Genomic DNA, 18606 nt, shown 5'->3' on the forward strand with positions numbered 1-18606 from the left:
GGGCAGGCGACCTCGCCACCGGACCGGCGACCTCGGCGGAGAGGCCCCGGCTCCGGGTGCAGCGGGTGGGCGTGCCCGTCAGCCGATGAGGAGCCCGAGCGCGGCGAGGAAGACGAGCCCGCCGAGCGCGCCGATCACCACCCAGCGCCGCGGCACGGGCGTACGGCGCCCGTAGGACCGGGCAGCGAGGCCGAACAGCACCCCGGGGACACCCCAGATCAGCCACGTCATGCCGAAGTTGAACCAGCCCGTGGCAGACATGTCGCTGATGCCCTTCGGGACGGGGTCCATCACGCCGGCGAGGATCGCGCCCTTCACCACCGTCTCGGCGAGCGGGTACGCGAGCTGCACCGCGGCGATGCCCCACAGGCCGCCGAGGAGCACCCAGCCGGGCACCCGCCGGCCCCACGCCTGGACCGACGCGAGCGCCGCGGCCACGGTGACGAGCCGCAGGCCGATGGCCAGCGCGACGACGCCGCGGTCGTCCCCGGGGCCACCGAGCAGGAGGTCGCGCACCAGCATCGTGCCCGCGACGGCGCAGAAGACGCCCACCCAGGCCGCCGCCGCGAGGGCAGGCCAGCGCGGCGCGGGGCCCCTGTCGGCGGCCGGGCGGGCGGGGCCGTGCGAGGTGGGGCGGCGTGCGGGGCCGGCGGTCTCCATGTGTCCGAGCCTGCTCCCCGGCACGGGCACGGCACATCGGGCGCTCCCCGGACACGCCCCCGGGTACGCCTGCGGGCGAGCGGGGGTAAGGGTCGGGGTGCGGCTCGGGGTCGCGTCAGCGGATGCGGCCGGCGACCGCCTCCGGGAGGGCCTCGACGAGGGCGCGCGTGTCGGGGTGCTGCGGGTCGCGCAGCAGCGCGCGCAGCGGGCCCGACTCGACGAGCCGGCCCTCCGCGAGCACGTGCACGGTGTCGGTGAGGCGCTCGAGCAGGCGCACGTCGTGGGACGCGACGAGCAGGCCGATGCCGTCGGCGCGGACGAGCGCGCGGACGTCGGCCGCCACCTCCTCGCGCATGGCCTGGTCGACGGCCGTCAGGGGCTCGTCGAGCAGCAGGAGGTCCGGCCTGGCGGCCAGCGCGCGGGCGATCGCCACGCGCTGACGCTCGCCGCCGGACAGGGACTGCACCGTGCGCGTCACGAACCGGATGGGGAGGCCGACCACGCCGAGGGCGGCCTCGACGTCGTGGTTGGTGGACCGGCCGGCCTTGCGGGCCTCGGTGAACGCGTCCGTGAGGGTCTTCTCGACCGTGCGCTGCGGGTCGATGCCCGCGAGGCCGTTCTGGTGCACCGTGCGCAGGCGCGCCCTGACGACCTTCTTCTGCCGCAGCGGCGGCTTGCCGACGTTCACCCCGTCGAGCGTCACCTGGCCCTGCGCCGGGCGCATGTGGCCGCCGAGGATCTCGACCAGCGTCGACTTGCCGACGCCCGAGCGGCCGAGCAGGCCGACCGCGTCCCCGGGGCGCAGCGTCAGGTCCACGCCGTCGAGGACGGCCGGACCGCCGTACCCGGCGCGGACGCCGGTGGCCTGGAGGACTGCGGGGGTGCTGCTCATCTGCTGCTGCTCTCGTCGTTCGTCCGGCCGCGCGGGCCGCTCCCTGCCCCTCAACGTACGACCACCCGCCGAGGATCCCGACATCGGCCGCTCCGGGTCGCGCGCCGAACCGGCGGTCGTACAGCGCTCCGGACGCGCGGTGCTGCCGAACGGCCGGATCGACGTCCTGACGTCCGACCGGGTGGGCGTCGTCGTGCCGTGACGCGCCTGGGGGACCCGGGTGAGTCCGCCCCCGGCCGGGCACGAGGCAGGCCGGCCGAGGGCGGAGCTGGGGGGACGGACGGTCCGGTCAGGGGGGCGTGATGTTCGTCCGCGTGAGCGCGACGCCGCCGTTGAGGGACACGAGCCGCCCGGCCACGGTCACGCGCGTCGCGGTGACGTCGCCGTTCGCGAGGACGAGCCCGCGCACCACCGCGCCGTCGTTGAGCGTGGCCGTCGACGTGCTGACGAACAGCACCCGGTCGGCGGAGGCGCCGTTCGCGAGGACGACCGACGACCCCGCGGCGAACGTCAGCGACGTGCCGGTGAACACGAAGAGGGCGCTCGCGTCGCCCCGCGCGTCGAGCGTCAGCGTGCCGCCGACCTGCACGGCGCCGGCGCGGTGCAGCACGCCCGGGCGCAGCGTGCCGGTGAGCGTCGCGACCGCCGTCGCGGTGGCCGGGCGGGCGCGTGCGGCGTCGTACAGCGTGACCGCGTCGGTGCGCGCGGCGGCGGACACCGCGGTGTTCCGCTCGGTGCTGCCGGTGATGTCCCAGCTCCAGAAGCCGGACACCGTGGTGCCCGGCGAGACACCGACGTTGCCGTTCACGGAGCTGCCGATGCCGAGGAAGGCCTGGTTCGTCACGCGCGTCGCCGCGAGGACCGCGAACGACCCGACCCGACCGAGCGCGAGCGTCGGCCACGTGCCGACCCGGAACGTGTTGGCGGCCATGGACGTGCGCGCCGAGAACCCGGCCCACACGGGCTCGCGCGAGACGAGCGCGGAGCCGCCGGCCGTCGCGGCGAACGCGGCGGCCAGGAACGTGCGGCGGGTCAGCGCCGGTGCGCCGGACGCGGCGGACCCGGCGGACGGCGTGCCCGGACGGGACCCGTCGCGCGACGGCCACGTCCACGCCACGAGGCCGACGGCGGCCGCCGTGAGGGCGGCCCAGCCGACGAGGAGGTCGGTGCGGCCGTCCCGCTGCCAGATGCTCGGCAGCCCGACCCACCGCACGAGCAGGCGCGCCTGCCCCGTGATGTCGTCGCGCGTCAGCGGGCTGCTGTCGACGTCGGCGTTCGCGTCGCCCGCGGTCACCCACTGGCCCCGCTCCTCGCCCTCGCCGACGACGCGGTGCATGACCGTGCGCTCGCCCCCGCCGGGGGCGGACGTGCGGAACTCGACGACCCCGCCGAGCGGGACGGGCGAGTCGGCGGGCAGCGGCGTCGACAGGACGACGTCGCCCGGCCGCACGCGTGGCTCCATGGACCCGGTCTGCACGACCGAGCCGTGCCACCCGAGCGCGAGCGGCAGCACCGCGATCGCCGTCATCGCGAGCGTGAAGACGAGGTAGCACTCGGCCGCCGTGCCGAGGAGGAAGGCGGGCCAGCCCTCGCGGCGGAGCCACCCGCGGCGCGCCTCAGGCGAGGTCGCGCGCACGGGTGGCTCCGAGGGGGGCGGGTGCCGGCTGCGGGGTCGTGCTCAGGACGTCCCCGCCGCGCGTCACGGGGCCGGGGTCGCCGGGTCGGCGCTCTGCAGCTCCCACACGAGGTCGATCGACACCTGGTTGCCCTGGAGCGCGTCGATCTGCTGCTGCGTCAGGCCCGTGGTGTCGAAGACCCAGGACCCGCGGTACGTCGTGGACTCGCCGGGCGTACCCGTCGTCGTCCACGCCTGGCCGCCGTTCGCGAAGCTGTTGTACGCCGTCGAGAGCAGCGAGAGCGGCTGCGCCGGGAGCGACGGCTGCGCCGGCGTGAAGCCCGCGCAGCTCTCGAAGCTGCCGCCGGTGCCGCGCTCGACGCGCAGGAGGACGTGGTCGGCCAGCGTCGCCGACGAGGTCGAGAGGTTCTGCACGTACGAGCGGACCTCGCCCGGGACGGTCGAGCTCGACGTCACGACGATGCAGCGCTCGCCGGTCTGCCCCGGCACCAGGTTGGTGACGCTGAAGCCGGCGCGGCCGGCGTCGTCGTCGGTCAGGGCGACCTGGCCGGTGCTCCACGAGTTGCCCGCGTTGCGCGTGGTGGCGGTGAACGCGGCGGTCGAGCTCTGCCAGACCATCGCGCCGGCGGCGAGGACGGCGACGGGCGCGGCGGCGAGGGCGACGGCGCGGCGCACGCCGCGGGACGGTGTTGCCATGGTGGTGGTGTTCTCCCCCTGCTGGGGCCGCGCCGATCGGCGGCCTCGTGGGTAGAACGATATGTAGCGCATGCGCAACACTGCAACGTATCAGTAACGGATAAACCGGACGTCCGTGGGTGAAGAATCCGACAGGTCCGGCAGTTGCGCGAAGCGCGGGGGCGCGATCAGGCGAGCACCGCACTGACGATCAGCAGCACCGGTACGCAGAGCAGCGTCGTGATCAGCCCGGCGTCGCGGGCGAGCGCCTCGCCATGGCGGTACTGCATCGCGTACACGAGCACGTTCTGCGCCGTCGGCAGCGCCGCCATCGCGGTGACCGCGAGGAGGGCGTGCGCGGGCAGCCCCAGCGCGCTGCCCAGCCCCCACGCGAGCACGGGGTGCACGACGCTGCGCAGGGCGACCGCCACGACGAGGTCGCGGCGCGGCGCCGACGCGCCGGGTGCGCGCGGGACCGCGAGCTGCATGCCGAACGCCAGGAGCGCGAGCGGTGCGGCGGCCGCGCCGACCAGGCGGAACGGCTCGAACACCACCTCCGGCAGGTCCCACGGGAGGGCCGCGAGCAGCACCCCGGTCAGCGTGCCGAGGATGATGGGGTTGGTCAGCGTCCGCCGCACCACGGCCTGCGCGCGCAGCGCCCACGGGACGACCGCCGCGACGTCGTCCGGTGCCCCCGGTGGCGCCGCCGCCGCGGCGCCGTCCAGCACCGTGAACGCGACGGGCGCGAGCACGAGCAGCTGGAACAGCAGCGTCGGCACCACGGCCACCGGGTCGCCCAGCAGGTACACCGACAGCGGTAGGCCGACGTTGCCGGCGTTCACGTAGGACGACGCGAGCGTGGCGACCGTGACGTCGGCCGCCGCGCGCCGCAGGGCGAGCCGCAGCACCAGCGCCGCCACCAGCGCGACCAGCGCGGTGGACCCCCATGTCGCCGCGGCGGTGCGGGAGAGCAGCAGCCGCAGGTCGGCGTGCGCGAGCGTGCCGAGCAGCAGGGCCGGCGTCGCGACCGTGAAGACGACGCGGGCGAGCACGGGCGCGGCGCGCTCGCCGAGCACCTGCCAGCGGCCGAGCGCCCAGCCGAGCGCGACGACGGCGCCCATGGTGCCGAGGGCGGTGAGGACGGCACCCATCAGCGCGCGCCACCGGCTCGTCGTCCCACGGCCCCGATCCTCGCACGCCGCGCGACCGACACGGAAAGCGCTTGCCTCGACGTGCCGCGGCGTGGCACGATCGCACGTGCCGCCGACGACGGCGGTCCGGCCGTGCGCGCCCCGGGCCCGACACCTCGAGCCCGGCACCGCGCACCCGGCCGCGTGCTCGCACGAGGGAAGGCAACGATGCCCGCAGTCGCACTGGTCACCGGAGGCAACCGCGGGATCGGCCTCGGCATCAGCCGCCGCCTCGTCGCCGACGGGTTCGCGGTCTCGATCCTCGCGACGCGCGAGGAGCCGACCGACGTCCTGGAGGAGCTGCGCGCGGCCGCGGGGGACCCGTCGCTCGTGCGGTACGTGCGCGGGTCGGTCGCCGACCTCGACGACCACCGCCGCTACGTCGCGGACGCCGTCGACGCGTGGGGACGCCTGGACCTGCTCGTCAACAACGCCGGCGTGGCGCCGAGCGTGCGCGCCGACCTGCTCGAGGCGACGCCCGAGTCGTTCGACCGGGTCCTCGGCATCAACCTGCGCGGCCCGTACTTCCTCACGCAGGAGTTCGCCCGCCGCGTCATCGAGCTGCGCGGGCCGCTCGAGGCGCTGCCGGAGCCGCCCGCCGGTCCCGTCGCGACGGTCGTCAACGTCTCGTCGATCTCCGCCACCACGGTCTCGACCAACCGCGGCGACTACTGCATCTCGAAGGCGGGCGTCGGCATGGCGACCCAGCTGTGGGCGGCCCGGCTCGGGCCCGAGGGCGTCGTCGTCTACGAGGTCCGCCCGGGCGTCATCGCGACCGACATGACGGCCGGCGTCACCGGCAGGTACGACGCGCTGATCGCCGAGGGCCTCGCGCCCGTCAACCGCTGGGGCCGGCCCGCCGACGTCGCCGGCGCCGTCGCGATCCTGGCGTCCGGCCAGACCCCCTACTCCACCGGCGAGGTCTTCCACGTCGACGGCGGCATGCACATCCCGGTGCTGTGAGGACGGAGCGAGAGATGACCGAGCAGCCCCTGCAGCAGCGCGACCACGAGCAGCGCCGGCACGAGCCGGAGACCCTGCGGATCGGCGGCCACGACGTCCCGGTCGTCACGGCCACCACCGTCGTCGTCGGCACCGGCTCCGCCGGCTACTGCGCCGCTGCGCGGCTCGTGCAGTTCGGCCACGACGACGTCGTGATGGTCGCGGACAAGATCGGCGCGGGCGCGTCCCGCAACGCCGGGTCGGACAAGCAGACGTACTACAAGCTCACGCTGTCGGGCGGCGACGGCGACTCCGTGCGCGAGATGGCCGAGACGCTGTTCAGCGGCGGCGCGATGGACGGCGACAACGCGCTCGCGGAGGCCGCGCTGTCGGCGCGCGGGTTCCTGCACCTCGTCGACCTCGGCGTGCCGTTCCCGCAGAACCGGTTCGGCGAGTTCATCGGCTACAAGACCGACCACGACCCGCGCCGCCGCGCCACGTCCGTGGGTCCGTACACGAGCCGGTCGATGGTCGAGCGCCTCGAGGCGAAGGTGCAGCGCGACGGCACGCGCGTGTTCGACGAGTGCCGCGTCGTCGACGTCGTCACGACCACCGACGCCGACGGCACGCGCCGGGTCGCCGGCCTGCTCGTGCTGCGCACCGACGTGCCGCACGACGGCGCCGCCAGCCCGTGGCTGCTCTTCCGCTGCTCGAACCTCGTCTACGCGACGGGCGGCCCGGCGGGCATGTACGCGACGCGCGTGTTCCCGAACGGCCAGTGGGGCGCGTCCGGCGCGGCGTACCGCGCCGGCGTGCACGGCAAGAACCTCACCGAGTGGCAGTTCGGCCTCGCGTCGACGAAGCCGCGGTGGAACGTGTCCGGCACGTACATGCAGGTCGTCCCGCGGTTCGTCTCGACGGACCAGGACGGCGGCGACGAGCGCGAGTTCCTCACCGAGGCGATCCCCGACTACGGGCGCCTCATGTCCCTGGTGTTCCTCAAGGGCTACCAGTGGCCGTTCGACATCCGCAAGGCGCGCGACGGCTCGTCGCTGGTCGACCTGCTCGTCTACCGCGAGACCGTGCTGCGCGGGCGGCGGGTGTTCCTCGACTTCCGCCGCAACCCGGTGCGCGAGGAGTTCGACCCGTCCGCGCTCAGCCCCGAGGCGTACGCGTACCTCGAGCAGGCCGGCGTCCTGTTCGGCACGCCCATCGAGCGGCTGCGGCGCATGAACGAGCCCGCGTACCAGTTCTACCTGGACAAGAACCCGTACGTGGACCTCGAGAAGGACATGCTCGAGGTCGACGTGTGCGCGCAGCACAACAACGGTGGGCTCGTCGTGGACGCGTGGTGGCAGTCGAACGTCACCGGGTTCTTCCCGGTCGGCGAGGCCGGTGGCGCGCACGGCGTCTACCGGCCGGGCGGCGCCGCGCTCAACAGCGGGCAGGTGGGCGCGACGCGGGCGGCGCAATTCATCGCCGCGCGGCGGGACGAGAAGCCGCTGCCCGAGGCGGAGTTCGGCGAGGTCGCCGCGCCGGTGCTCGGGGAGGCGCTCGCGCTGACCGCCGCCGCGATTGGGCGGGCCGCCGCCGGTGTCGCCGACAACACCGGCGACCTGCTGCGGGACGTCCAGGTGCTCATGAGCGCCAAGGCCGGGCCGGTGCGCTCGGCGACGTCCATCCAGGAGGCGCTCGTGCAGGTGCACGACTGGCTCACGCGCTACGACGACCTCGTGAGCGCGGACGGCACGTCGCGGCGGTCCGTCAACCGGACCTTCCTCGTGCGCGACATCCTCACCAGCGCCTACGTCTACCTGTCCGCGATGGCGGACTACGTCGCGCACGGCGGACGCTCGCGCGGGTCGGTGCTGTACTCCGACGCCGCGGGGGAGCTGCCGCGCGCCGGGCACGGGCCCGACGCGGAGACGGAGCTCGACCTGCCGGACGTGTTCCGGTTCGCGCTCGACGGCGGCGTGCTCGACGACGTCGTCCAGGAGACGGCCTGGATCGCGCCCGGGTCGGCGCCGGCGGACGCGGGCGACGGCGCCGGCTGGGCGCCCGTCGTCCCCCGCGACGTCGACGACCCCGCGGGCACGCCCGTGTTCCGGTGGCGGCCGCGCCGGCCGATCCCCGCGGACGACGACTTCTTCGAGAACGTGTGGCGCGAGTTCCGGGAGCACGGCAACGTCCGCTGACGCCCTCGTCGTCCCGCTGCCCGACGCGCGCGTCGAGGTCCGCGGGGCGGCGTGGCTGGAGGAGACGTCCGGCGGCGTGCTGCCGCACCGCCTGCCCGCGTGGACGCGCGCGCAGTTCCCGGACGGGTTCGTCGCGATGTGCGACGAGCAGCCGTCCGGGGTGCGGCTGCGGCTGCGGACGGCCGCGCGGCGGCTCGTGCTGCACGTGCGGACGTGGCGCGTCGCGACGCTGCCGCACGCCGAGCCGGCGCCGGGGGAGCGGTTCGAGGCCGTGGTCGGTGGGCAGGTCGTCGACGCGGCCGTGTGCGAGGTGTCCGGGGTGCAGACGTTCGACCCCGGCGCCGCGACGGCCGCGGCCGGGCCGGCCCCGGCGGGGTCCGTGGCGTTCGTCCTGCCCGATGCCGGCGGCGTGCCCGCCGACGTCGAGGTGTGGCTGCCGTACCGGGAGCGCGTCGCGCTCGTCGCGGTGGAGGCCGACGCCCCCGTCCTGCCGCCGTCGCCCGTCGACGCGCCGCGGTGGGTGCACCACGGGTCGTCGATCAGCCACGGCGCGAACGCCGACGCCCCGACCGGCACGTGGCCGGCCGTCGCCGCGCGGGCGGCCGGGCTCGACCTCGTCAACCTCGGGCTGTCCGGCAACGCGGTGCTGGACCCGTTCGTGGCGCGCGCCGTCCGCGACCGGCCCGCCGACGTGATCAGCCTCAAGGTCGGCATCAACGTGGTGAACCACGACCTCATGCGCCGGCGCGCGTTCGGGCCGGCCGTGCACGGGTTCCTCGACACGGTCCGCGAGGGGCACCCGACGACCCCGCTCGTCGTGGTGTCGCCGGTGCTCTGCCCGCTGGTGGAGGACGTCCCCGGGCCGACGTCGATCGACCCCGACGCGCCCGGCGTGCGGTTCCGCACCGCGGGGCGGGCGGAGGAGGTGGCGGAGGGGAAGCTGACGCTCCGGGTGGCCCGCGACGTGCTGGCCGCGGTCGTCGCGGCGCGGCGGGCCGCCGGCGACACCGCGCTGACGTACGTCGACGGGCGCACGCTCTACGGCGACGCCGACGCCGCCGAGCTGCCGATGGCGGACCTCCTGCACCCCGACGCCGCAGCGCAGCGCCGGATGGGCGAGCGGTTCGCGCGGGTCCTCGGCTCGCTCGCGCGCCCCCACCGCCCCGGTCCTGGCGGCGGCACCGGCCGGCCCTGACGTCACCGGTGCGCCGTGCGCGGGCTGACCCGCGCACGGCGCACCGGTGGTGGCGTCAGATGTTGGCGCCCTTGAGGGTCCCGGTCACGCCGCCCTCCTCCTGCACGACGAGGCACTGCACCAGGTCGTCGCCCTGCTCGAAGCTCAGCTCGGTGGGCACCAGGTAGGAGAAGTACAGGACCGACTCGTCGTAGCTCTTGCCGACGAAGCCCGCGAACTGCTCGAGGCAGTACGTGTCCGCGAACTCGTCGACCGTGGCGAGCTGGTCCTCGGTGATGGTCGTCTCGGCGTAGATCTCGGTGTCGTGCGGCTCGGAGCACGGCACCGTCGGCAGCTCGGAGATCTCGGTGACGTCCTCCTCCTGCATGTAGTTGAGGCAGTCGCCGAGCTGGAGCGAGAACACGTCGGCCACGGCGGACGCGGTCACCTCGCCACCGGGCTCGGCGCGCTGCGCGGGCGGGGCGGTCTCCCCGAGGACGGCCTCGAGGATCGAGCCGCACCCGGACAGGGAGACGGCCGCCACGAGGGCGGTCACGGGCAGGAGGGCACGGCGCAGGTTCGCGGTCACGGGGAGAAGTGAAGCAGCGCGTCACCACCGCGGGTGAACGAATTCGGACGTGCGTCCGGGTGAACTCGCACACCGTGCCCGGCCGCCCCGGTCCGGGGTCGCCTCAGAGGTGCGGCAGGACGTGCCGGACGTGCCGCTCGGCCATCGTGGCGAGCGTGCGCTCGGGGGCCTCGGCCCAGATCGTCTCGTTGAAGATCTCCACCTCGACGTCGCCCGCGTAGCCCGCGTCGCGGACCCAACCGGTGATCGTCGCGACGTCGACGTAGCCGTTCCCGACGTGCCCGCGGGAGTTCAGCGGCTCGGCCGCGAGCGGCAGCACCCAGTCGCACACCTGGTACGACGCGATGCGGCCCTCGGCGCCCGCCCGCGCGACCTGCCGCTGCAGGTCCGGGTCCCACCACACGTGGTACGTGTCGACGACGACGCCGACGACGTCCGGGGCGAACGGCGCCGCGAGGTCGAGCGCCTGCCCGAGCGTGGAGAGGACCGCACGGTCCGCCGCGAACATCGGGTGCAGCGGCTCGAGCACGAGCCGCACGCCGTGCTCCGCCGCGTACGGCGCGAGCTCGGCGATCCGGTCGGCGACGCGCTGCCGGGTGGCCACGAGGTCGCGCGCCGGGTCCGCGGCGCCCGCGTCGGCGGACGGGTACGGGCGGGCGGCCGTGCCCGGCGCGGGGCACGCCGGCAGGCCGCCGACGACCATGATGAGCTCGCGCGTGCCGAGCGTGGCGGCCTCGCGGATCGCCAGGCGGTTGTCCTCGAGCGCCGCGGCGGCCCCGTCGGGGTCGGGCGTCGTGAGGAACCCGCCGCGGCACAGCGACGAGACGCGCAGCCCGTGGTCGGCGACGACGCGGGCGGCCTGCTCCGCGCCGACCTCCTGCACGCGGTCGCGCCAGACGCCGATCGCGGACAGGCCGGCCGCCGCGGCCGCGGCCGCCGCCTCCGGCAGCGTGAGGTGCTTGGTCGTCGCGGTGTTGAGCGACAGCCGCGCGAGGTCCGCCCGCCGCCCCGCGGCCGCCTGCGCGACGGGGGTGACGGCGACGGTCCCCGTCCCCGCCGCGCTCACAGCGTGATCTCGGGGACGTCCAGGCGCCGGCCCTCGTCGGACGAGCGCAGGCCCAGCTCGGCGAGCTGCACGCCGCGCGCGGCGGAGAGCAGGTCGAAGCGGTGCGGGCGGCCCAGCGCGACGTCGGCGAGGAACTCCTCCCACTGCGCCTTGAAGCCGTTGTCGAGCTCCGCGTTCGCCGGGATGTCGATCCACTGGTCGCGGAACCGCTCGGTCGTCGGCAGGTCCGGGTTCCAGACCGGCTTGGGGGTCGCCGAGCGCGGCTGCGCGACGCAGTGGAACAGGCCCGCGACCGCCGAGCCGTCGGTGCCGTCGACCTGGAACTCGACGAGCTCGTCCCGGTGCACGCGCACGGCCCAGGACGAGTTGATCTGCGCGACCACCGGGTCACCGCTCGGCGTCTCGAGCTGGAAGATCCCGTACGCGGCGTCGTCGGCCGTGGCCTCGTACGCCTCGCCCTTCTCGTCCCAGCGCGTCGGGATGTGCGTCGCCGTCTGGGACGAGACCGTGCGGACCTTGCCGACGATGCCCTCGAGCACGTAGTTCCAGTGGCAGTACATGTCGACGGTCATGCCGCCGCCGTCGGCCGCGCGGTAGTTCCACGACGGGCGCTGCGCGCTCTGCACGTCGCCCTCCCACACCCAGTACCCGAACTCGCCGCGCAGCGACAGGATCCGGCCGAAGAACCCCTCGTCGACGAGGCGGCGCAGCTTGACCAGGCCCGGCAGGTAGAGCTTGTCGTGGACGACGCCGGCCGTGACGCCGGTCGTCTCGCGCAGGCGCGCGAGCTCGACGGCCTCGTGCAGCGTCTCGGCCGTCGGCTTCTCCGTGTAGACGTGCTTGCCGGCCTTCATCGCCTCGGTGAGCGTGGCGGCGCGCAGGCTCGTCATCGACGCGTCGAAGACGATGTCGGTGGCGTCGTCGTGGATCGCGGCCTGGAGGTCCGTCGTCCAGTGCTCGACGCCGTGCTTCTCGGCCAGCTCGCGCACCTTGTCGGCGTTGCGGCCGACGAGCACGGGCTCGACCTGCACGCGCGTGCCGTCGGGCAGCGTGATGCCGCCCTGCTCGCGGATCGGGAGGATCGAGCGGACGAGGTGCTGGCGGTAGCCCATGCGGCCGGTGACGCCGTTCATGGCGATGCGCAGCGTGCGGGTGGTCATCGGGTCTCCCTGTCGTCGGGGCCGGCGCCGTCGCCGCCCGGAGGAATGCGCTTTCCGCACTGTAACCGACCGCCCCGGCCCGCCGTCAAGACCACGACCGCCGGCGCCCCCTGCCCGCGACCCGGTCGTCGTGCAGCACCGGCCGCCGGAACCGCTGCACAACGGCCGCGTCGACGCGGTGCCGTCCGGCGGACCCGACCGGTGCCGCACCGGCCGGTCCCCGTGGGTGCGAACCGGTCGTCGTGCAGCACCGGCCGCCGGAACTGCTGCAGAACGGCCGGGTCGGCGGGATCCGAGAGGCCTCGCGTCAGCGGGTCAGCGTGCGGAGGGCCGCGACCGTCGCGTCGCGGAACTCCGCCGACGCGGCGACGTCCGCCGGGACGACCTGCCGCAGCGCCAGCACCCCGTCGACCGCCTGCTCCGGCGACCCGGCGGTGACCTCCGTGAGCGTCGCCGCGAGCGGGTCGTCGAGCGCCACCGCCCGCCCGCCGACGACGAGCCCGCCGGCCACCGCGGCCCGCACGTACGCGACCCACGCGGCGAACGTCGTCGCCGCCGCGTGCGGCACCGCGCCCGCGGCGAGCCGGTCGGCCACCGTGCCCAGCAGGCGCACGGGCAGCTTCTGCGACCCGTCCATCGCGACCTGCACGGTCGTGTGCCCGGTCGCGGGGTTCGCGAACCGGTGCAGCACCTCGTCGCGGTACGCGGCCAGGTCCGTGCCGTCGGGTGCGACGAGCGTCGGCAGGACGTCCTCGTCGACGAGCGCCCGCGCGACCGCCGCGAGGTCCGGGTCGGCCACGGCCTCGGCGATCGTGGCGTGCCCCCGCAGCGCGCCCAGGTACGCGAGCGTCGAGTGCGTCGCGTTGAGCACCCGCAGCTTGGCGCGCTCGTACGGCGCGACGTCGCCCGTGAGCGTCGCCCCGGCGCGCTCCCACGCCGGGCGCGGCCCCGCGAAGGCGTCCTCGACGACCCACTGGAAGAACGGCTCCCCGACGACCAGCCCCTCGTCGCGCAGGCCCAGCAGGCGCTCCGCCTCGGCGTGGTGCGCGTCGGTCGTCGCGGGCACGATCCGGTCGACCATCGTCGACGGGAACCGCACCGCCGCCTCGACCCACGCGCCGACGGGGTCCGCGCCCGGCACCGCGGCCAGCGCGTCGGCGACGAGCCCGGCCAGCACCGTGCCGTTGTCGGTGAGGTTGTCGCAGCACACCACGGTCAGCGGCGCGCCGGACGTGCGGTGCCGGCGGACGAGCCCGCGCACCAGCATGCCGACGGGCGTGCGCGCCGCCCCGTCGACGGGTCCGGTCAGCTCCGCGGCGGCGTCGGCCAGGTCGGCCGCCACCTCGTCGGCCGCGACGTCGAGCGCGCCGTCCGGGCCGCGCCGGTACCCCTTCTCGGTCACGGTGAGGGTGACGACCTGGGTCGTCGGCGCCGCGAGCGCGTCGAGCACGCGCCCGGTGTCCCGCCCCGGGTACGCGACGTCGCGCACCGACCCGACGAGCCGCAGCGAGGTGGCGTCGGCGCCGGCGGTGAGCACGCCGTACAGGCCGTCCTGCGGCACGATCTGCTCGGCGACCCGCGGGCTGCGCTGGGTGACGCCGAGGATGCCCCACCGCGTCTCGCCGGCGGCCGCCGCGGCGTCCTCCGTGCACAGCAGCTGGTGCGCCCGCGTGAACGCGCCGAGGCCGAGGTGGACCTGCCCCACGGTGAGCGCGGTGGGGTCGACGGCCGGGCCGTGGACCGCGTCGGGCAGGGGCCGGGCGGCGCGCTCGCGCCACGTCGGCAGGGTCAGCCGGGGGTGCGTCATCGAAGGCTCCGGTGGTCGGGTGGGGTGGTCGTGGTCAGGTGGCCGGCGGCGCCGTGGACGCGCGCACGACCAGCTCGACCGGCAGGGCGACGCGCGCGGGCCCGTCGGTGCGTGGCGGGTCCAGCAGCAGGTCGACGGCGGTGCGGCCGAGGCGGGCGAGCGGTGCCGCGACGGTCGTCAGGGCCGGCGTGACGAGGGTGGCGACGGGGGCGTCGTCGAAGCCGACGACCGACACGTCGTCCGGCACCCGCACCCCGCGCGTGCGGAGCCGGTCGAGCAGGCCGAGGGCCATGAGGTCGTTGTGCGCGAGCACGGCGGTCGCGCCGGCGGCGAGCGCGAGGTCCGCGGCCGCGACGCCGCCCGCGAACACGGGGGCGTGCGCGCCGAGGTCGACGACGTCGAGCCCGGGCAGCTGCGCGGCGAGGTCGCCGGACAGGCCCTCGCGCCGGCGGGCGTCGGACCACGAGCCGGGCGGGCCGCCGGCGTACGCGACGCGCCGGTGGCCGAGCGCGTGCAGGTGCCGCACCGCCTGGCGGACGCCGTCGCGGTTGTCGATCACGACGGACGGCAGCCCGGCGTCCTCGCGGTTGACGAGCAGCAGGGGCCGGTCGTCGGCGGCGACCTCGGCGAGGTCGTCGGCGGACATGCGCGGCGAGCACAGCAGGACGCCGTCGGCCTGCGCCCCGAGGTGCGAGACCAGCTCCGCCTCGAGCAGGGGGTCCTCCTCGGCGTCGGCGACGACGACGGCGTGCCCGGCGGCGCGCGCCCGGGCCTGCACGGCCTTGGCGACGGCGGAGAAGAACGGGTTCTCGAGGTCCGGCACGACGAGGCACAGGTGCCCGGAGCGGCCGGTGATGAGCTCGCGGGCGGCCCGGTTGGGGCGGTAGCCGAGCTCGCGCGCCACGCGGCGGACGAGCTCGCGGCGCTCCGGCGCGACGAGGTCGGGGGCGGACAGGGCGCGGGACGCGGTGGCGGGGGAGACGCCGGCGGCGCGGGCGACGTCGCGCAGCGTGACGGCCATCCGTCCTCCTCGTCCCAGGGGCCCGGTGCGTGCCGGGAGGCGGACGGGCGTCCGCGATGAATGCGATTTCAGCACGTCGCACCAACTCGCCGCAACGACGGCGGTCCCTCTTGCGCGTCGCGCGCGCCGCCTGGCATGGTCGTGACTGCAAACGCATTCATCCGTCGGATGCGCTGCCCCGCCTCGCGTCGCCGCGTCGGCCGGGCCTGCGGCGACGGGCGCGCAGGGGCGCCCGTCGCCCCCGACGTCCAGGAGGACCCATGAGCCACACCGCAGCCCGCTGGACGCTGCACCCCGACCGCGCGCTGCCGGCCGACCCCGTGACCCGGGGCATCGCCCGGCAGGTCTACGACGCCACCCGCGACCTGCCGATCGTGTCGATGCACGGGCACGTCGACGCGGGCGTGCTCGCGCGGGACGAGCCGTTCGGCGACCCCGCGTCGCTGCTGGTCGTCCCGGACCACTACCTCGTGCGCATGCTGGTCTCGCAGGGCGTCCCGCACGACGCGCTGGGCGTCCCCCGCGCGGACGGGCAGCCGGTCGAGACGGACCCGCGCGCGATCTGGCGCACCTTCGCCGCGCACTGGCACCTGTTCCGCGGCACGCCCACGCGGTTCTGGCTCGAGCACCAGCTCGTCGAGGTGCTGGGCGTGAGGCACAAGCTCACCGCGGAGACGGCCGACGAGGCGTACGACACGATCGCCGAGCGACTCGCGGACCCGGCGTTCCGCCCGCTGGCGCTCCTCGACCGGCTCGACATCGAGATCATCGCGACGACCGACCCGGCGACCGCGACGCTCGCGGACCACGCCGACCTCGCCGCACGCGGCTGGGGCAACCGCGTCGTCCCGACGTTCCGGCCGGACGCGCTGCTGCACGTCGACCGCCCGGCCTGGCGCGACGACGTGGCGCTGCTCGGCGAGCGCGCGGGCGTCGAGATCGGCTCGTACCGCGACTACGTCCGCGCGCTCGAGGCCCGGCGCTGGGCGTTCGTCGAGGCGGGCGCGCGCGCCACCGACCACGGGCACCTGCGCGCGGACACCACGCCGCTCGACCCCGCGGACGCGCAGGCCGTGTTCGCGGCGGCGCTGCGCGGCGAGGTCACGGCCGCCGAGGCCCAGGCGTTCAGTGCGCACATGCTGTTCGAGATGGCGCGCATGTCGACGCAGGACGGCCTCGTGATGCAGCTGCACCCGGGCGCGCTGCGCGACCACGACCCGCGCGTGGCGCTCGAGCGCGGCGCGGACGTCGGCTACGACATCCCGGTCGCGACGGAGTACGTGCGCGCGCTGGCGCCGCTGCTCGAGGCGTTCGGGCACCACCCGAACCTGCGGCTCGTCCTGTTCACGCTGGACGAGGACACGTTCAGCCGCGAGCTCGCGCCGATCGCCGGCGTGTACCCGGCGGTGCGCCTGGGCGCCCCGTGGTGGTTCCTCGACACCCCGGACGGCATGCGCCGCTACCGGGAGGCCGTCACCGACACGGCGGGCTTCTACAACACGACCGGGTTCGTCGACGACACCCGCGCGTTCCTGTCGATCCCGGCCCGGCACGACCTCGCGCGCCGCATCGACGCCGGGTTCCTCGCGCGGCTCGTCGCGGAGCACCGGCTGGACGTCGACGAGGCCGTGCAGACGGCCGTGGACCTCGCCTACCACCTGCCGCGCATGGCGTACCCTCCTGTCACAGCAAGCGCTTTCCGCGGCACCGACGCCGCCACCCCCCAGGAGGTCATGCCATGACCGCGCCCGCCTTCCCCGACGCCGGCGTCCTCGAGCGCCTCGCCGCGCACCGCCTCGTCCCGGTCGTCGTCCTCGACGACGCCAAGGACGCCGACGGCCTCGGCGCCGCCCTCGTCGGCGGCGGCCTGCCGGTCGCCGAGGTCACCTTCCGCACGTCCGCGGCGGCCGACGCCATCCGCGCCCTGCGGGACCGCGGCGACGTCCTCGTCGGTGCCGGCACGGTCCTGACGGCGGACCAGGTCGACGCCGCCGTCGCGGCCGGCGCGCAGTACGTCGTGTCGCCCGGCACCAGCCGCGCGGTCGTCGAGCGGTGCGCCGAGCACGGCGTGCTCGCGCTGCCCGGCGCCGTCACCGCCACCGAGGTGCAGGCCGCCCTCGAGCTCGGCGTCACCACCGTGAAGTTCTTCCCGGCCGGCACGTCCGGCGGCGCGAAGGCGATCGCGGCGCTGGCTGCGCCCTTCGGCGGCGTGCGGTTCGTGCCGACCGGCGGCATCGGCCCGGCGAACCTCGACGAGTACCTCGCCCTGGCCTGCGTCGCGGCGGTCGGCGGCTCGTGGATGGTCCCGCGCGACCTCGTGCGCGCCGGCGACCTCGCCGCCGTCCGCGGCCTCGTCGCCGACGCCGTCGCGCTCGCCACGGACCTCCGCCCCGCCGCCTGACCCCCGCCCGCGCCGCACCGCCCCGCACCGCACCGCCCCGCTCGCCCGCCCCGTCCCACGGACCCCTCAGGAGCCGACGATGCCCGACCTGACGATCCGCCCCGCGTCCGAGACCCGCTACGACGCGGTCAGCCTCGGCGAGGTGATGCTCCGCCTGGACCCGGGCGAGGGGCGCATCCGCACCACCCGGACGTTCCGCGCGTGGGAGGGCGGCGGCGAGTACAACGTCGCCCGCGGCCTGCGCCGGGCGTTCGGGCTGCGCGCCGCGATCGTCACCGCGCTCGCGGACAACGAGGTCGGGCGGCTCGTCGAGGACCTCATGCTGCAGGGTGGCGTCGACACGTCGCTGGTGCGGTGGGTGCCGTACGACGGCGTCGGGCGCGCCGCGCGCAACGGGCTCAACTTCACCGAGCGCGGGTTCGGCGTGCGCGGCGCCGTGGGGGTGTCCGACCGCGGGCACACGGCCGCGTCGCAGCTCGCTCCCGGCGACGTCGACTGGGACCACCTGTTCGGCGAGCTGGGCGTGCGGTGGTTCCACACCGGCGGCATCTTCGCGGCGCTGTCGGACACCGCGGCGCAGACGGTGATCGAGGCGGTCACGGCCGCGCACCGGCACGGCACGGTGGTCTCGTACGACCTCAACTACCGGCCGTCGCTGTGGAAGGCCGTCGGCGGGCAGGCCCGCGCGCAGGAGGTCAACCGGGAGATCGCGCCGCACATCGACGTGATGATCGGCAACGAGGAGGACTTCACCGCCTCGCTCGGGTTCGAGGTGGAGGGCGTCGACGAGAACCTGTCCGACCTGGAGGTGGACAAGTTCGCCGCGATGATCGAGAAGGTGGCCGCGACGTACCCGAACTTCCAGGTGATCGCGACGACGATGCGCGCGGTCCGGTCGGCGACGGTCAACGACTGGGGCGCCCTGGCCTGGTCGCGGGCCTCCGGGCTCGTCGAGGCGACGCACCGCCCGGGCCTGGAGATCCTCGACCGCGTCGGGGGCGGCGACTCGTTCGCGTCCGGGCTGGCGTTCGGGCTGCTCGACGGGCAGGACCTGCAGACGGCCGTCGAGTACGGCGCGGCGCACGGTGCGCTCGCGATGACCACGCCCGGCGACACGACCATGGCGTCGAAGGCCGAGGTGCTCAAGCTCGCCGGCGGGGGCGGCGCGCGCGTCGACCGCTGAGCCCGGCGGCTGGGC

Annotated in this window: 17 protein-coding genes; 7 read left to right on the forward strand and 10 right to left on the reverse strand. The window is 75.8% G+C overall.

The genetic code is table 11. The annotated features are described in order from the left end of the window. Positions 1–78 precede the first annotated feature (78 nt). Positions 79–660, reverse strand: coding sequence for a hypothetical protein (locus tag ACFUMH_RS05905; protein ID WP_378201856.1), 582 nt, complete (start codon positions 658–660; stop codon positions 79–81). Positions 661–775: 115 nt separating this feature from the next. After that, positions 776–1552 carry an ATP-binding cassette domain-containing protein gene (locus tag ACFUMH_RS05910; protein ID WP_378201859.1) on the reverse strand — a complete coding sequence of 259 codons (777 nt, stop codon included), beginning with the start codon at positions 1550–1552 and terminating at the stop codon, positions 776–778. On the opposite strand from ACFUMH_RS05910, the gene ACFUMH_RS05915 reads away from it, so the two are divergent. Continuing rightward, the gene (locus ACFUMH_RS05915; protein WP_378201862.1) at positions 1542–1754 is read left to right on the forward strand and encodes a hypothetical protein; all 213 of its coding nucleotides are present in this window, start codon (positions 1542–1544) and stop codon (positions 1752–1754) included. The two genes, ACFUMH_RS05910 and ACFUMH_RS05915, sit on opposite strands and share 11 nt — an antisense overlap. An 87-nt stretch (positions 1755–1841) precedes the next feature. On the opposite strand, the gene ACFUMH_RS05920 is transcribed toward ACFUMH_RS05915, so the two are convergent. From ACFUMH_RS05920 to ACFUMH_RS05930, 3 genes are all read right to left on the reverse strand, one after another. Beyond that, positions 1842–3188 (reverse strand): ice-binding family protein, encoded by a 1347-nt coding sequence (locus ACFUMH_RS05920; RefSeq protein ID WP_378201865.1) that lies wholly within the window; start codon positions 3186–3188, stop codon positions 1842–1844. A 63-nt stretch (positions 3189–3251) separates the two neighbouring features. Beyond that, positions 3252–3884 carry a hypothetical protein gene (locus ACFUMH_RS05925; protein ID WP_378201868.1) on the reverse strand — a complete coding sequence of 211 codons (633 nt, stop codon included), beginning with the start codon at positions 3882–3884 and terminating at the stop codon, positions 3252–3254. A 167-nt stretch (positions 3885–4051) separates the two neighbouring features. After that, positions 4052–5014 (reverse strand): AEC family transporter, encoded by a 963-nt coding sequence (locus tag ACFUMH_RS05930; RefSeq protein ID WP_378201871.1) that lies wholly within the window; start codon positions 5012–5014, stop codon positions 4052–4054. 207 nt (positions 5015–5221) lie between these two features. Here ACFUMH_RS05930 and ACFUMH_RS05935 point away from each other — a divergent pair, with 207 nt between their 5' ends. The 3 genes from ACFUMH_RS05935 (at position 5222) to ACFUMH_RS05945 (ending at position 9385) form a co-directional block, all read left to right on the forward strand. Further along, positions 5222–6016, forward strand: a complete 795-nt coding sequence (locus ACFUMH_RS05935) for a 3-ketoacyl-ACP reductase (protein ID WP_378201874.1) — start codon at positions 5222–5224, stop codon at positions 6014–6016. Positions 6017–6030: 14 nt separating this feature from the next. Then, entirely contained in the window at positions 6031–8190 is a 2160-nt protein-coding gene (locus tag ACFUMH_RS05940; RefSeq protein WP_378201877.1) for an FAD-binding protein, read from the forward strand. 76 nt (positions 8191–8266) lie between these two features. Next, the gene (locus ACFUMH_RS05945; protein WP_378201880.1) at positions 8267–9385 is read left to right on the forward strand and encodes an SGNH/GDSL hydrolase family protein; all 1119 of its coding nucleotides are present in this window, start codon (positions 8267–8269) and stop codon (positions 9383–9385) included. A gap of 55 nt (positions 9386–9440) precedes the next feature. Here ACFUMH_RS05945 and ACFUMH_RS05950 read toward each other — a convergent pair whose 3' ends face one another. From ACFUMH_RS05950 to ACFUMH_RS05970, 5 genes are all read right to left on the reverse strand, one after another. Continuing rightward, positions 9441–9953: a septum formation family protein gene (locus tag ACFUMH_RS05950; RefSeq protein WP_378201883.1), complete on the reverse strand. Its 513-nt coding sequence runs from the start codon at positions 9951–9953 to the stop codon at positions 9441–9443. A gap of 103 nt (positions 9954–10056) precedes the next feature. Next, entirely contained in the window at positions 10057–10938 is an 882-nt protein-coding gene (locus tag ACFUMH_RS05955; RefSeq protein WP_378201964.1) for a sugar phosphate isomerase/epimerase family protein, read from the reverse strand. Positions 10939–11015: 77 nt separating this feature from the next. Beyond that, complete coding sequence (locus tag ACFUMH_RS05960; protein WP_378201887.1) at positions 11016–12179, reverse strand: Gfo/Idh/MocA family protein; 1164 nt, start codon at positions 12177–12179, stop codon at positions 11016–11018. Positions 12180–12486: 307 nt separating this feature from the next. Beyond that, complete coding sequence (locus ACFUMH_RS05965) at positions 12487–13986, reverse strand: mannitol dehydrogenase family protein (RefSeq protein WP_378201890.1); 1500 nt, start codon at positions 13984–13986, stop codon at positions 12487–12489. 34 nt (positions 13987–14020) lie between these two features. Beyond that, positions 14021–15007: a LacI family DNA-binding transcriptional regulator gene (locus tag ACFUMH_RS05970; protein ID WP_378201893.1), complete on the reverse strand. Its 987-nt coding sequence runs from the start codon at positions 15005–15007 to the stop codon at positions 14021–14023. Between the two features lie 260 nt (positions 15008–15267). Between ACFUMH_RS05970 and uxaC the strand changes: the two genes are divergently transcribed. The 3 genes from uxaC to ACFUMH_RS05985 all read left to right on the forward strand — a co-directional run bounded on the left by uxaC (position 15268) and on the right by ACFUMH_RS05985 (position 18591). Continuing rightward, positions 15268–16749 carry a glucuronate isomerase gene (gene uxaC / locus ACFUMH_RS05975; RefSeq protein WP_378201896.1) on the forward strand — a complete coding sequence of 494 codons (1482 nt, stop codon included), beginning with the start codon at positions 15268–15270 and terminating at the stop codon, positions 16747–16749. Then, positions 16746–17408, forward strand: a complete 663-nt coding sequence (eda, locus tag ACFUMH_RS05980) for a bifunctional 4-hydroxy-2-oxoglutarate aldolase/2-dehydro-3-deoxy-phosphogluconate aldolase (RefSeq protein ID WP_378201899.1) — start codon at positions 16746–16748, stop codon at positions 17406–17408. Before uxaC ends, eda begins: the two co-directional genes overlap by 4 nt. Positions 17409–17487: 79 nt before the next feature. Continuing rightward, entirely contained in the window at positions 17488–18591 is a 1104-nt protein-coding gene (locus tag ACFUMH_RS05985; protein WP_378201902.1) for a PfkB family carbohydrate kinase, read from the forward strand. Positions 18592–18606: the final 15 nt, after the last annotated feature.

The sequence above is a fragment of the Cellulomonas sp. NPDC057328 genome, assembly GCF_042667215.1.
GTDB lineage: Bacteria > Actinomycetota > Actinomycetes > Actinomycetales > Cellulomonadaceae > Cellulomonas.

Excerpts from the sequence above, each read along its gene's own strand:
- ACFUMH_RS05940 (WP_378201877.1), top strand. The coding sequence starts at position 6,031 with ATGACCGAGCAGCCCCTGCAGCAGCGCGACCACGAGCAGCGCCGGCAC.
- ACFUMH_RS05965 (WP_378201890.1), bottom strand. The coding sequence starts at position 13,986 with ATGACGCACCCCCGGCTGACCCTGCCGACGTGGCGCGAGCGCGCCGCC.
- ACFUMH_RS05930 (WP_378201871.1), bottom strand. The coding sequence starts at position 5,014 with ATGGGTGCCGTCCTCACCGCCCTCGGCACCATGGGCGCCGTCGTCGCG.
- ACFUMH_RS05935 (WP_378201874.1), top strand. The coding sequence starts at position 5,222 with ATGCCCGCAGTCGCACTGGTCACCGGAGGCAACCGCGGGATCGGCCTC.
- eda (WP_378201899.1), top strand. The coding sequence starts at position 16,746 with ATGACCGCGCCCGCCTTCCCCGACGCCGGCGTCCTCGAGCGCCTCGCC.
- ACFUMH_RS05985 (WP_378201902.1), top strand. The coding sequence starts at position 17,488 with ATGCCCGACCTGACGATCCGCCCCGCGTCCGAGACCCGCTACGACGCG.
- ACFUMH_RS05970 (WP_378201893.1), bottom strand. The coding sequence starts at position 15,007 with ATGGCCGTCACGCTGCGCGACGTCGCCCGCGCCGCCGGCGTCTCCCCC.
- ACFUMH_RS05910 (WP_378201859.1), bottom strand. The coding sequence starts at position 1,552 with ATGAGCAGCACCCCCGCAGTCCTCCAGGCCACCGGCGTCCGCGCCGGG.
- ACFUMH_RS05925 (WP_378201868.1), bottom strand. The coding sequence starts at position 3,884 with ATGGCAACACCGTCCCGCGGCGTGCGCCGCGCCGTCGCCCTCGCCGCC.
- uxaC (WP_378201896.1), top strand. The coding sequence starts at position 15,268 with ATGAGCCACACCGCAGCCCGCTGGACGCTGCACCCCGACCGCGCGCTG.
- ACFUMH_RS05905 (WP_378201856.1), bottom strand. The coding sequence starts at position 660 with ATGGAGACCGCCGGCCCCGCACGCCGCCCCACCTCGCACGGCCCCGCC.
- ACFUMH_RS05960 (WP_378201887.1), bottom strand. The coding sequence starts at position 12,179 with ATGACCACCCGCACGCTGCGCATCGCCATGAACGGCGTCACCGGCCGC.